Here is a 12,687-nt window from a genome sequence, read left to right on the forward strand (position 1 = left end):
CGCTGTGGTGAACCTCCCAATCACGCCGAACGCGGTTGAAACACGGCTGAACTACTCCGTTCGTGGGTACGGCTCCGGGGACGTACCCACGCAGAGGAGGTGCCCGTCCCGTGCTCGCAGCCGTGGTCACGTTCGCCGGCTCGCTGCTCGTCGCGCTGCTCGCCGTCACCCTCGTCCACCGCGTCGTGCGCCGCATCGGCCGCCGGTCCGCCCTGTTCGCCGGGCTGGCGCGGCACGCCCACCGGCCCGCGCTGGCGGTCGCGGCGCTGGTGGCGGTGCAGCTCTCCCTCGGCGTCGCGGCGCACGGCGACTGGCGGCCGGTCGCCCTGCACGTCACCGGGATAGCGCTGATCCTCGCCGGGGCGTGGCTGCTCGCCGCCCTGCTCGTGGTGATCGAGGACGCGACGCTGGCCCGCATCCGGGTCGACGTGTCGGACAACCGGCACGCCCGCCGCGTGCACACGCAGATCACGCTGGTCCGGCGCGTCACCGTGGTCGTGGTGAGCGTGCTGGCGGCAGCGGCGGTGCTGATGACGTTCCCCGCCGCCCGCGCGGCCGGCACGAGCCTGCTGGCGTCCGCCGGTGTCATCGGCGCGATCGCCGCCCTGGCCGCGCAGTCGCTGCTGGGCAACGTGTTCGCGGGCGTGCAGATCGCGTTCAGCGACGCGTTGCGGCTGGACGACGTGGTGGTCGTGGAGGGCCAGTGGGGTCGCGTCGAGGACATCACCCTCACCTACGTGGTCGTGCACCTGTGGGACGACCGGCGCCTGATCCTGCCCACCGCCTACTTCCTCAAGACGCCGTTCGAGAACTGGACGCGGACCCAGTCGGCGCTGCTCGGCACGGTGGAGCTGGACCTGGACTGGACCGTGCCGGTGGAGGAGCTGCGGCAGGAGCTGCGGCACGCGCTGGAGACGAGCGACCTGTGGGACGGCCGGGTGTGCGTGCTCCAGGTGACCGACGCGGTCGGGTCGTTCGTGCGGGTCCGCGCGCTGGTGAGCGCGTCGGACGCCGGACGGCTGTGGGACCTGCGGTGCGTGGCGCGCGAGCACCTGGTCGCCTGGCTGCGGGCCCGGCACCCCGGCGCCCTGCCGCAGGTCCGGGTGCGCGAGCTGCCCCGCGCCGCCGCGACCGCGCCCGTGCCGGCGGCGAACGGCTCCTCGGACAACCGGGTGTTCGGCGAGAGCGCGGACGGCGAGGAGCGGGTGCAGGCGTTCAGCGGCCCCGAGCAGACCGCACCGTCCGCGCAGCCCGTGCAACCGCGTTGACCTCCCGTTCCGTCCTGGTGGCAGGATCCGCCGCAGGAGGACGCATGCGAAAGCTCGTGGTGACGACGGCGCTGGCCGGGCTCGTGCTGGCGGGCTGCGCGCAGCGGCCGGCGGAGACCGGTTCGCCCGGGACGCGACCCCCGGGCAGCGGGTCGGTCGGCGTGACGTCGTCGACCGTGCCGCCCGCCCGGCTCAGCCCGCAGGGCGAGGACGCGCTGGAGCGGGCCAGGCGTGACGGCGCGCGCAGCGTCGGGCTGACCGTCTCCACCGAGCCCGGCCGGGCCGACGAGGTGGCCGGCGCCGTCGACCGGCTCGGCGGGACCGTGGAGGCCACCGACGCGACCATCGGCTACGTGCGCGTCACCGTGCCGGTGGAGCTGGCCGAGCAGGTCGTGTCCGTCGACGGCGTCAGCCGGGTCGACGTGGACGAGCCGCTGTCCAACGGCGACCCCACCCCCTGACCCCTGCTCCGTCAGGCGCGGTCGTGGAGGGTGACGTGGTAGCCGTCGGGGTCGGCGAAGGTGAACGTCCGGCCGAAGGGGCCGTCGACCGGCGCGGAGACGATGGTGTGGCCGTCGGCGTCGAGAGCGTCGTGGATGGCCTGGACGTCGGTGGCGTGCAGCCAGATCGCGGCGCCGAGGCCGGGCCGGTCGGCGGACGCGAGGTCGGTGCCGGGGACGACGTCGCGGAGCGCGAAGGCGATCGGCTCCGTCTCGAAGACGACCGCGTGCGGGGGTCCGGCCTGCGAGCGGACGAGGCCGAGGTACCGCTCGTAGAACGCCCGCGAAGCGTCGAGGTCGCGCGCCTGGAGCGAGATGAAGTCGGGGCCGGTGACGGGCATGGAGGCACTCCTCGTGTTGTGTCAGTATCCTGACACGAGGCAACCTATGTCAGAATGCTGACATGAGTCAAGACGGTGTCGGCGTCGACCTGGAGACGTCACTGGGCTACCTGCTCAAAGAGGCGTCGAGCGCCCTCCGCGCGGCCATGGAGGAGGTGCTCAGGCCGCTCGGGATGACCGTGACGCGCTACGCCTGCCTCGAACTGCTGGCCCAGCGACCGGGCTTGTCCAACTCCGAGCTCGCGCGGGGCGCGTTCGTGACGCGGCAGTCGATGAACGTGCTGCTCCAGACCCTGGAACGGGAGGGCTACGTGACCAGGCCCGCGGAGGCGCCCGTCGGGAAGGTCCTCCCCACGCGGCTCACGCCCCGCGGCCGGCGGAGCCTCGGGAAGGCGACCGCGGCGGTCCGGGCCGTCGAGGTCAGGATGCAGGCCGGGCTGACCGGGGCCGAGCGGGCGGACGCGTTCCGGATCCTGCAGAGCATGATCCACTCGCTGCGCGACGGCGACGGCTCGTAGCCCCTCCCCTGCCGCGCCGAGCCCCCACCAGCCGGGGGTGTCACCGGGCAACCACCCGTGCGGCGCCTGAACGCCGTGGTGCCGAACCCCACCCCGGCGGCGGGAAAGGAGCATCTGCTCCGCATCCAGGAGGCGTGGGAGAAGATCAACGCCCGGCCGCGGCATCGTGGCCCGGCGCGCGAATCCGACGACGGCTACCGGCGGCTAGGCCGCATCACGACGTCGAAGGGCCGGGTGCACCGGACCGACAACGACCGGGACGACGTGGAGCCCGGCCGCGCCGCGCGACAAAGGCGGAAAAGGCTCAGGGCCACCCCCGCGCGAGGCGGGAGTGGCCCTGAGGTCCGTCAAGCGGGTGGCGTCAGGCCACGTTCCGCAGGATCACCGCGCCGCGGCCGACGATCGCGCCTTCCGAGGTCTGCACGGTCAGCTCACCGCGCAGCACCCGGCCGGCGCCGGCCTGGCCACCGGCGGTCACCGTGGCGGGGACCGTCCAGGTCTCGCCGGCGGTGCGCTCGGCGTCGGCGTCGGTCACCGCGACCGAGCCGAGGCCGGCGGCGGCGAACAGGTCGATGTAGTCGTACTCCGTGGTGCCCGCGGGCACCTCGTAGCCGTCGACCGTGACCCGCCACGCGCCGGCGGCGGGGTTGTTGATCGTCACCGACTCCTCGGAGTCGCCGTCCGCCGACTGACCGGCCAGCACGCACGTGCCGGTCGAGCAGTTGTAGACGAACAGGTCGAGGTCGGCCGAGACGTCACCGGTCCTGCCGATCGTCGCGCGCAGCGACGTCGAGCCCGGCGCCACGGTCAGGTCGTAGTTCTGGACCGTGGCGTCCGCGATGGTCGGCCGGTCGATGCGGGCGCTGGACAGCGAACCGCCGACGAGCTTGCCGGTGAACGTGGCCAGCGAGTTGGTCACCGTGTACTCGCGGCTGATCGGCGTGCCGATCACGGCCGACTCGATGGTGTCCGGGTTCGGGCTGATCGTCGTGCCCAGCACGGACGCGGTCACCGAGTACGGCGCGGCGTCGGCGTCGGAGGTACGCCGGGCCTCGACCACGATCTCCCACACGCCCGGCAGCGGGTTGCTGACCGTGCGGCTGGTCGGCGAGCCACCGGCACAGCCGGCGCCCGCGTCGGGGTTGTAGCAGTTGGTCGAGGTCGTGGTGTCGAACGGCACGCCGTACGGGTCGTAACGCAGGAACCGGACCTGGCCCTTGCCGGCCTCCGTGCCGCCCGCCGCCATGTCGACCTTCAGCGCGCTCGTGCCCGCGGGCACGTTCACGAAGAAGCTCTTCGACTGGTTGCGCGCGATCGTGCCGGTCTTGGTCACCGCGTACTTGCCCGCCGCGGTGAACTCGTCCGCCGCGAACACCGTGTTCAGGGTGAACACGTCGATGCCGCGGGTGGCCGGGTTGTCGAGCTTGAGCACGGCCGAGTGCGCGCCCGCCTTGGTCGGCTTGACCTTGACGTCGAACTTCACCGGCGTGTTCAGCGGCAGGCTGACCAGGGACTTCGACGAGAACGTGCCGTCGTTGCCCTGCCAGTTGACCATGAACTGCTGGTTGCGGTTCGGGCCCGTGGTGCGGGTCAGGGTGTACGTCCGGGTGTACTCCTTGCCCAGGACGACGCCCTCGCGGTCGTGGATGCCGACACCCGTGTCGGGGGTGGCGAGCAGGCCCGACAGGGCGGTGTTCACGGTCACCGAGGTGCTGACCGCCTGCGTCTCCGGGTGCGCGTTGAGCTGCGTCCACGCGCGCTTGGTGTCGAACAGACCCGCGCCCTGCTCGTACGCCTGGAGGGTGGAGACCCACTTGGCGCCGGACTGGATCGCGTTGCGCAGCGCCGCGACGGGCGGGCGCTCGCCGTTGTGCTCGGCCTTGTACGCGCTGATCAGCAGCGCGGCGGCGCCGGTCGCCTGCGGCGAGGCCATCGACGTGCCGTTGAACATGGCGTAGCCGGCGGGCAGCTCGTAGGTGCCGGCCACCGGGCCGGGCGTCTGCCACTGCGGCACGGTGGAGATCGCCGAGCCGGGCGCGACGATGTTCGGCTTGAAGCCGCCGTCCTCACGCGGACCGCGCGACGAGAAGCCGTGCAGGCTCTCCTTCTGCGAGGTCTTCGAGCCGTAGTTGGACAGCCAGGTGTCCGCCGTGATGTACGAGCCGACGCTCACCGCGTCCGTGGACACCGACGGGTCGCCGACGGTGTTCGCGCCCGCGCCGCTGTTGCCCGCGGAGATGAACACCTGCACGTTGTACTCGGCGATGGTGCGGTTGTAGAGCTCCGCACGCGCGTTGTTGCCGTCGTTGAGCGCCGGCAGGCCGCCGATGGAGATGTTGACGACGTCCGCGCCGTTGCGCGCCGCGTACAGCAGGCCGTCGATCAGACCGCTGTTGGTGCACGACGGGGTGGACAGGCAGACCTTGACGGCCATCAGCTTCGCGCCGGGCGCGGCGCCGGTCATCTTGCCGCCGAACATCTTGTTCGCCGAGGTGATGCCCGCGACGTGCGAGCCGTGCGCGGCGGCGGAGATGCCGAGGTTGACCCACGCCGTGCCGGCCGCGTCGTAGTTCGACTTGTCCGTCTGCACCACGAACGCCACGGTGTCCAGCACCGGCGTGGCCGGGTTGTCCGCGCCGAAGTGGCCGACGTCCTTCTTGTACTTGTAGTCGATCATCGCGGTCTGGTCGGTGAAGTCACCGTCGCCGTCGGTGTCGACCCGGACTTCCTTGGTCGTGATGTCCTGCAGCACGCCGAAGGCGTCCACGCGGTCGCCGTCGCGGTTGATGTCGCCGCCGGTCTCGCTGTTGGCCGCGGCCAGGTCGCCCGCGGTCTCGCGGAACAGGCCGAAGCTGAACGGACCGCCGGTCGCGGGCGCCTTGTAGGACGCCCCGCCCGCGGTGAACGCGCCGTTGTAGCGGCCCGAGACCTGCAACCAGGTGCCGTCGCCGGAGTTCGTGGCGTTGGCGTTGTACCAGTCGACGATCTTGCGCTCACCGGTCGTGGTGGTCGCCAGCGCCGGGTGGTCCAGGTCGATGCCGGAGTCCATGATGGCGATCGTCGTGCCGCGGCCGTCCCACTTGGGGTGCTCGTCGGTGAACTGCGCCGCCTTGGTGTCCTGCGTCGGCATGTACGGGTTCTTCTTGGCCGTCGACTTGCCCGGCGCCGGCTGCGGCAGCGGGGCCGTCGCGCCGTCCGGGCGCGGGTTGTCCAGGACGACCAGGCCGTCGACGTCCACCGAGTTCACGGACGCGAGCTCGGCGGCCTTCTCGGCCTTGTCCCGGGGCACCGAGACCTTGAGGTAGTCGACGTCGCGCTCGGTGGACTCGACCACGCCACCGAGGGCCTTGAGGTCGTTGGCGGCGGTGTCCAGCTTGCCCTCTTCGGCGGCGACCAGGAGCGTGACGTTCGCCTGACCGGCCTGCTCGGCCTCGGCGACGCGCTCCCGGTCCTGCTTGTCGAGCTGCTTGTCGGCGGGCGCGGGCGCGGATGGCGCCTCTTGCGCGACGGCCGACCCGGCGGCGAAGCCGAACCCAGTGGTGCCCAGCACGGCGGCCAGCAAGGCCGCACTGGTGCGGTGTCTCCACCGACTTCCTGAGTTGATCACGGCGCAAACCCTTCGTGGGGAAAGATTGGCGCAAGCACATCTCCCCGACCCCCGGGTAACAATCGGACGTTCAGCCCAATAGAAAAGTCCACATTGGACTGAACGGTCTATTGCGCGAACGCGCGAAGAGTGCCGCAGAACACCGGAACGGGCGCGACCCTTCCAGTCAAGAGCCGACCGGCCGGAATGTCAAACTCTGTCAACGGTGAACCATCCGGAAGCGTGGGAAATCCGTAACAAATCGCACATCAACGCGATGGCGAGCACACTGGTCGGCATCGTGGACACCGCGCCGATCGACCGGATAGCCGACGAGCTCTACGCACTGCCGCCGGCGGAGTTCGTCGCGGCCAGGGACGCCCACGCCCGCCTGGCCGCCGACCGCGGCGACAAGGCGTTGGCCAAGCAGGTCACGGCCCTGCGCAAGCCCACCTCGTCGGCGTGGGCGCTGAACCTGCTGGCCCGCGAGGACGCCGCCGACCTGGCCGAGGCGCTCGCTCTGGGTGACGAGCTGCGTGCCGCGCAGGAGGAGCTGCGCGGAAGCGCGCTGCGGCAGTTGAGCGCGCGCCGGCGGGCCGTGCTGAGCGCGCTCGTGCGCCGGGTGGAGGTGCTGGCCGGCCACGCGGGCCAGCCGCTCGGGCCGGACGCCGTGCAGCAGGTGCGGACCACGTTGACCGCGGCGCTCGCCGACGCCGTGCTCGGCGCGCGGATCCGGGCAGGCCGGCTGGTCAAGCCGGTGGAGCAGTCCGGCTTCGGCCCGTTGAGCGAGACCGCGACCCCGGTGCGCGACGACCTGGCTCCGCGCCGTGAGCAGCGACGGGAACGCGACCTCGCGCGGGCGCGGGACGACATCAGCGCGGCGCAGGCGGACGTGCGCAAGGCCGACGCGGCCGTCACCGAGGCCGAGCAGACCCTGACCGAGCGCGAGGAGCACACCGCCACGCTGCGCGCCGAGCTGCGCCGTGCCCAGCAGGCGGAGCAGGAGGCGGCGAACCGGCTGGCGAAGGCGAAACGCCGGGCCGAGACCGCGCGGGACAAGCTGACGGGCGCGGAGACCCGGATGACCGAGCTGCGCGGCGACGCCTGAGACACCGGCCCGCGACGCCCTCGCCACCCGCTCCGCCGACACTCCCCGTGACCCCCGACACCCCCGGGCCGTCCGGGGAACACCCGCAGGTCACCACCCGTTCTACTGCTGGTCGGCACGTGGACGCCGCACCGGACGTCAGGCCCGCGGGGCCACCTCCCCCAGGCCCGCGCGGCACCTCTCCCCGAGACGTTGCAGGTGCGCCCACGCACGCCCGACCGCCGTCGGCCGAACGGTTCCCCCACCGCACGGCCGACGGCCTTTTACCTCCCGGTAGCCGCAGCTCAGACCATGTACTGGTCGTGCCGGGCGTACAGTTCGGTCCACTCGTCCGGGCTCAACCGCCGCCCCGATTCCGCGATCTCGGCGAGTTCCCGGAAGTACTCCTCGCGCGGTGGCGCCGGGGCGAAGAGGATCAACATGGACGCGGGCTCGTCGGCGTCGTTGCGGAAAGCGTGCACGCCACCCTCGGGCACGTAGAGGAAATCACCCGCGACCGCGTTCACCCACGTCTCGCCGTCGAACAACCGGACCGTTCCGGAGACCACGTAGAACGACTCCGAGAACGTCTTGTGGAAGTGCGCCGCCGGGCCGCCCGCGTGCGGCTGCATCCGCCACTCGAACAGGCCGAACTGCCCGCGCGTGACGTCGCCGGTGCCGACCAGCCTGGCCTGGGTCAGCGGCCGGTCGATGGTCGGCGCCTCGGCCACCGGCCGCCACACCGCGCTGACCTCGCCGACGTCACCCGTGTACGACACCGTCACCACTCCTTAAAGTGAATCTTCTTCAGCTCTCGTCCGCCGTCGAGGTTCGATCTAGACTCGCCCGATGCCCCATGACGCTGATGTCATCGTCGTCGGCGCCGGCCTGGCGGGCCTGGTCGCCACCGCCGAGCTGGTCGACGCCGGCCGCAAGGTCATCCTGCTCGACCAGGAGCCGGAGGCCTCGTTCGGAGGTCAGGCGTTCTGGTCGTTCGGCGGGCTGTTCCTGGTGGACAGCCCGGAGCAGCGGCGGCTGAAGGTCAAGGACTCGGCGGAGCTCGCCCTTCAGGACTGGCTCGGCTCGGCCGCGTTCGACCGGGACGCCGACCACTGGCCGCGCCGGTGGGCCGAGGCGTACGTGGACTTCGCGGCCGGCGAGAAGCGGTCGTGGCTGCACGCGATGGGCGTGCGCTGGTTCCCGCTCGTGCAGTGGGCGGAGCGCGGCGGGTACCTGGCCGACGGGCACGGCAACTCCGTGCCGCGCTTCCACGTGACGTGGGGCACCGGGCCGGGCATCGTGGCGCCGTTCGAGCGGCGGGTGCGCGAGGGCGTGGCGCGCGGGCTCGTGCAGCTGAAGTTCCGGCACCGCGTGACCGGGCTGACCACCACCGGCGGCGCGGTGGACGGCGTGCGCGGCGAGGTGCTGGAGGTCAGCACCGCCGGTCGGGGCGAGCCCAGCTCCCGGGTGGTGTCCGGCGAGTTCGACCTGCGCGCGCAGGCCGTGGTCGTGACGTCCGGCGGGATCGGCGCGAACCACGAGATGGTGCGCCGCAACTGGCCGGCCCGGATGGGCACGCCGCCGGAGCACATGCTGTCGGGCGTGCCGGACCACGTGGACGGCGAGATGCTGCGCGTGGTGCGCGACTCCGGCGGCGAGATCATCAACGAAGACCGGATGTGGCACTACCCCGAGGGGATCGCCAACTACGCCCCGGTGTGGAACAGGCACGGCATCCGCATCCTGCCCGGACCGTCGTCGCTGTGGTTGGACGCGACCGGCTCGCGACTGCCGATCCCGCTGTTCCCGGGGTTCGACGCCCTGGGCGCGTTGGAGCACATCGTCAAGACCGGGCACGGCTACTCGTGGTTCGTGCTCAACCAGAAGATCATCGGCAAGGAGTTCGCGCTGTCCGGGTCGGAGCAGAACCCCGACCTGACCGGCAAGGACGTCAAGGCGGTGCTGAAGCGGGCGATGCCGGGCGCCGTCGCCCCGGTGGAGGAGTTCGCGAAGCGGTCGGAGGAGTTCATCTTCGGCCGCACCCCGGAGGAGCTGGCGGCGGGCATGAACAAGCTGACCGGCACGTCGTTGATCGACGCGGCCGCGCTGCGGCGGACCATCGTGTGGCGCGACCGGCAGGTGATCTCGGGGCTGGGCAAGGACATGCAGATCAACGCCATGCGCGAGGCGCGGAAGTTCATCACGGACAAGCTGATCCGGGTGGTCGAGCCGCACCCGCTGCTGGACCCGAAGGCCGGGCCGCTGATCGCCGTGCGGCTGTCCGTGCTGACCCGCAAGACCCTCGGCGGCCTGCACACCGACCTGTCGGCCCGGGTGCTGAAGGCCGACGGCACCACCCTCGACGGCGTCTACGCGGCCGGCGAGGCGTCCGGCTTCGGCGGGGGCGGCGTCCACGGCTACCGGGCCCTGGAGGGCACGTTCCTGGGCGGCTGCATCTTCTCCGGCCGGGTAGCCGGCCGCGCCGCCGCCGAGGCCACCGCCTGACCCGAACGTTCAACTCGGGGTCCCGGAACGTAGGACTCTCGCGCCCTGAACGTAGGACTCTCGCGAGAGTCCTACGTTCGGAACGCGCGTGTCCTACGTTCGGAACGCGCGTGTCCTACGTTCCGGATGCGCGAGTTGACCGCTCAGGCGGTCAGCGAGTGGTCAGGTCCAGCTTGCGGGCCAGGTCGTCGGCGTCGGCCAGGCGCAGGTCGCGGTACAGGTGCAGGGCGGCCAGCCAGTGCGGGCGGGCGGCGGCGGGACCTTCCGACTGCTCCAGCACGTCCCCGATCGCACGGTGGCACAAGGCCTCCTGGTAGCGGTCGCCCAGGCGGGCCGCCAGCGCCAACCCCGCGCGGTAGGACTCCAGGGCCTCGTCGGCACGGCCCAGCTGCTGGGACGCGGCGCCCACGGTGTGCAGCGTCGCCGTGTGGGCCTTCGACGGCGCCGACGGGAACAGGCCCAACGCCTCCGTCGCGTGCCGCAGCGCCTCCTCCGGCTGGTGCTTGCGCAGCAGCACGTTGGCCAGGTTGTTCTGGATGCTCGCCTGCGACCGGTTGTCGCCGACCTCCCGCGCCACCTCCAGCGCCTCCAGGATCGTCTCCTGCGCCCGGTCCAGCTGGTCGTCCGCCATCAGGCAGTACCCGAGGTTCGCCAGCGCCGCCAGCTCCAGGTGCCGGTCGCCGTCCGCCAACGCCGCCGCACGCGTGCACGCCTGGATCGCCTCGTCGATCCGCTCCAGGTCGGCCAACGTCGAACCCAACCGCAGCAGGAACGTCGCCTCGGCGTGCCGGTCGCCCAACGACCGCGCCGCCGCCAACCCGATCCGGCACAGCGCCAACCGGTCCAGCCGGTTGCCGCGCCGGAAGTGGAACGCGTCCAGGCACAGCGCGAGCTGCCACGTCCGCTCCCGCTGCCCGCCGTTCACCGCGATGTCCAGCGCGAGCCCGAGGTTCGCCTCCTCCAGCGTGAACCAGTCCAGCGCCGCCGCGTGCGACGACAGCTCCGGGAACGACGCCGGCCGGTGCTCGGCCGGTCCGAACGGCCGCACGTGGTCGGACAGGTGCGCCCGCGCCCGGTCGGCCACGTGCAGGTAGTAGTCCAGCAGCCGGCTGGTCGACACCTGGTTGTCCACTTCGGACTCGGTGGCGGCCAGGTGGTGGGTGAACAGCCGCACCAGGTCGTGCCGCGAGTAGCGGTCGGGCGTCGACTCGTGCAGCAGGTTCGCGTACGCCAGCGTCCGCAGGTGGGTGCGCGCGCTGACCACGTTGATGTCCAGCAACGCCGCCGCCGTGTAGCTGTCCAGGTCCGTGCCGGGGTGCAGGCCCAGCCGCCGGAACAGCCGCGCCGCGCCCTCCGGCAGCTCCCGGTAGCTCACCGCCAGCGCCGCGTGCACGCCGCGCCCCGCCTCCGGCAGCGACAACGCCGACAGCCGGCCCTGCTCGTCGCGCAGCTCGTCGACCAGCGACTGGATCGTCCACCGCGGCCGGGACGCCAACCGCGCGCCCGCGATCCGCAGCGCCAGCGGCAGCCGGTCGCACAGCTCGACCAGCTCCGCCACCGCGTCCGGCTCCTGCTCGATGCGCGGCCGGCCCAGCACCGCGGCCAGCAGGTCCTCGGCGCTGGACTCCGGCAACGTCGGCACGTGCAGCGACGACGCGCCCTCCGTCACCACCAGGTCGTCCAGCCGGTGCCTGCTCGTCACCAGCACCAGGCACCGCGCCGAGCCGGGCAGCAGCGGCCGGACCTGCTCGGCGGACCGGGCGTTGTCCAGGAACACCAGCACCCGCCGCCCGGCCAGCAGCGACCGGTACTGCGCGGCCTGGCCCTCCAGGTCCACCGCGATCTGCGAGTCGGTCAACCCCAGCGACCGCAGGAACCCCACCAGCGCCGTGCGCGGGTCCAGCGGCTCGGTCTCGTCGAACCCGCGCAGGTTCACGAACAGCTGCCCGTCCGGGAAGTCGCCCGCCACCCGGTGCGCCCAGCGCAGCGCCAACGCCGTCTTGCCGACCCCCGCCGGACCCACCAGCAGCCCGATGGCCGAGTCCTGCCCGATCAGGGTCGCCCCGAGGTCCGACAGCTCCTCCTCGCGCCCGACGAACCCCCGGTGCTCGCGGGGCAGCTGCGCGGGCGCCCGGTCCACCGGCGCCGACGGCGCGGTGTCGCCCGCCAGCACGGTCTGGTAGGCCTCGCGCAGCTCCGGACCCGGGTCGACGCCGAGCTCGTCGGCCAGCCGCTCCCGCGTCCGGTGGAACAGCGCCAACGCCTCGGCCTGCCGCCCGGTCCAGTGCAGCGCCAGCACCAACCGGGACACCAGCGCCTCGCGCAACGGGTTCGCGTCCACCGCGTCGCGCAGCCCCGACACCGCCTCGGCCGCCCGGTCCAGCCGCGACAGCCGGGTCGCCAGCTCCTGCACGGCCACCAGCCGCAGCTCCTCCAGCCGCGCCGACACCGCCTCCCGCAGCTGGTCGCCCGGCACGTCGGCCAGCACCGGGCCGCGCCACAGCGCCAACGCCTCCCGCAGCAGGCGCACGGCGTCGTCGTCGGCCGCCTCGCGCGCGCTCACCAGCAGGTCCTCGAAGCGGAACACGTCGACGGCCGCGCGGTCGCCGGTCAGCGCGTAGCCGGGCGCGCGGGTGACGAGCGCGACACCCCCGGAGAGGACCTTGCGGAGTTGGGCGATATGTCCTTGAAGGGCGGCTTTCGCCTGCGGCGGGGGTGAGCCGTCCCACACCAGCTCCAGCAGCCGGTCGCCGGACACCACGCGGTTCAGCTCGAGCGCGAGCGCCGCCAAGACCGTCCGCCGCTTGGCCGCACCCAGCCGGACGGCCTCTCCACCTGCGGAAACCAGCTCCACGGGGCCAAGCAGGTTCACCCGCATCCGC

9 protein-coding genes are annotated in these 12,687 nt (G+C 72.6%); 5 read left to right on the top strand and 4 right to left on the bottom strand.

Annotation, left to right across the window (positions count from 1 at the left end):
• The first annotated feature begins 110 nt into the window (after window positions 1-110).
• Window positions 111-1,268, top strand: coding sequence for a mechanosensitive ion channel family protein (locus IOD16_RS31650; RefSeq protein ID WP_123745639.1), 1,158 nt, complete (start codon window positions 111-113; stop codon window positions 1,266-1,268).
• Window positions 1,269-1,312: 44 nt separating this feature from the next.
• The gene (locus IOD16_RS31655; RefSeq protein WP_201437449.1) at window positions 1,313-1,729 is read left to right on the top strand and encodes a hypothetical protein; all 417 of its coding nucleotides are present in this window, start codon (window positions 1,313-1,315) and stop codon (window positions 1,727-1,729) included.
• 11 nt (window positions 1,730-1,740) lie between these two features.
• Here the strand turns inward: IOD16_RS31655 and IOD16_RS31660 are convergent, their stop codons facing one another.
• Window positions 1,741-2,109, bottom strand: a complete 369-nt coding sequence (locus tag IOD16_RS31660) for a VOC family protein (RefSeq protein ID WP_201437450.1) — start codon at window positions 2,107-2,109, stop codon at window positions 1,741-1,743.
• A 62-nt stretch (window positions 2,110-2,171) separates the two neighbouring features.
• On the opposite strand from IOD16_RS31660, the gene IOD16_RS31665 reads away from it, so the two are divergent.
• Window positions 2,172-2,627 (top strand): MarR family winged helix-turn-helix transcriptional regulator, encoded by a 456-nt coding sequence (locus IOD16_RS31665; RefSeq protein ID WP_123745636.1) that lies wholly within the window; start codon window positions 2,172-2,174, stop codon window positions 2,625-2,627.
• Window positions 2,628-2,988: 361 nt separating this feature from the next.
• On the opposite strand, the gene IOD16_RS31670 is transcribed toward IOD16_RS31665, so the two are convergent.
• Entirely contained in the window at window positions 2,989-6,234 is a 3,246-nt protein-coding gene (locus IOD16_RS31670) for a S8 family serine peptidase (protein WP_201437451.1), read from the bottom strand.
• A 256-nt stretch (window positions 6,235-6,490) separates the two neighbouring features.
• Here IOD16_RS31670 and IOD16_RS31675 point away from each other — a divergent pair, with 256 nt between their 5' ends.
• Entirely contained in the window at window positions 6,491-7,321 is an 831-nt protein-coding gene (locus IOD16_RS31675; protein WP_201437452.1) for a hypothetical protein, read from the top strand.
• A gap of 284 nt (window positions 7,322-7,605) precedes the next feature.
• Here the strand turns inward: IOD16_RS31675 and IOD16_RS31680 are convergent, their stop codons facing one another.
• Window positions 7,606-8,079: a cupin domain-containing protein gene (locus tag IOD16_RS31680; RefSeq protein ID WP_123748343.1), complete on the bottom strand. Its 474-nt coding sequence runs from the start codon at window positions 8,077-8,079 to the stop codon at window positions 7,606-7,608.
• 70 nt (window positions 8,080-8,149) lie between these two features.
• On the opposite strand from IOD16_RS31680, the gene IOD16_RS31685 reads away from it, so the two are divergent.
• Window positions 8,150-9,805, top strand: a complete 1,656-nt coding sequence (locus IOD16_RS31685; protein ID WP_201437454.1) for an FAD-binding dehydrogenase — start codon at window positions 8,150-8,152, stop codon at window positions 9,803-9,805.
• A 151-nt stretch (window positions 9,806-9,956) separates the two neighbouring features.
• On the opposite strand, the gene IOD16_RS31690 is transcribed toward IOD16_RS31685, so the two are convergent.
• Window positions 9,957-12,659, bottom strand: coding sequence for an AfsR/SARP family transcriptional regulator (locus IOD16_RS31690; protein ID WP_236594502.1), 2,703 nt, complete (start codon window positions 12,657-12,659; stop codon window positions 9,957-9,959).
• Window positions 12,660-12,687 lie beyond the last annotated feature (28 nt).

It is taken from the genome of Saccharothrix sp. 6-C (assembly GCF_016695385.1).
GTDB lineage: Bacteria > Actinomycetota > Actinomycetes > Mycobacteriales > Pseudonocardiaceae > Actinosynnema > Actinosynnema texasense.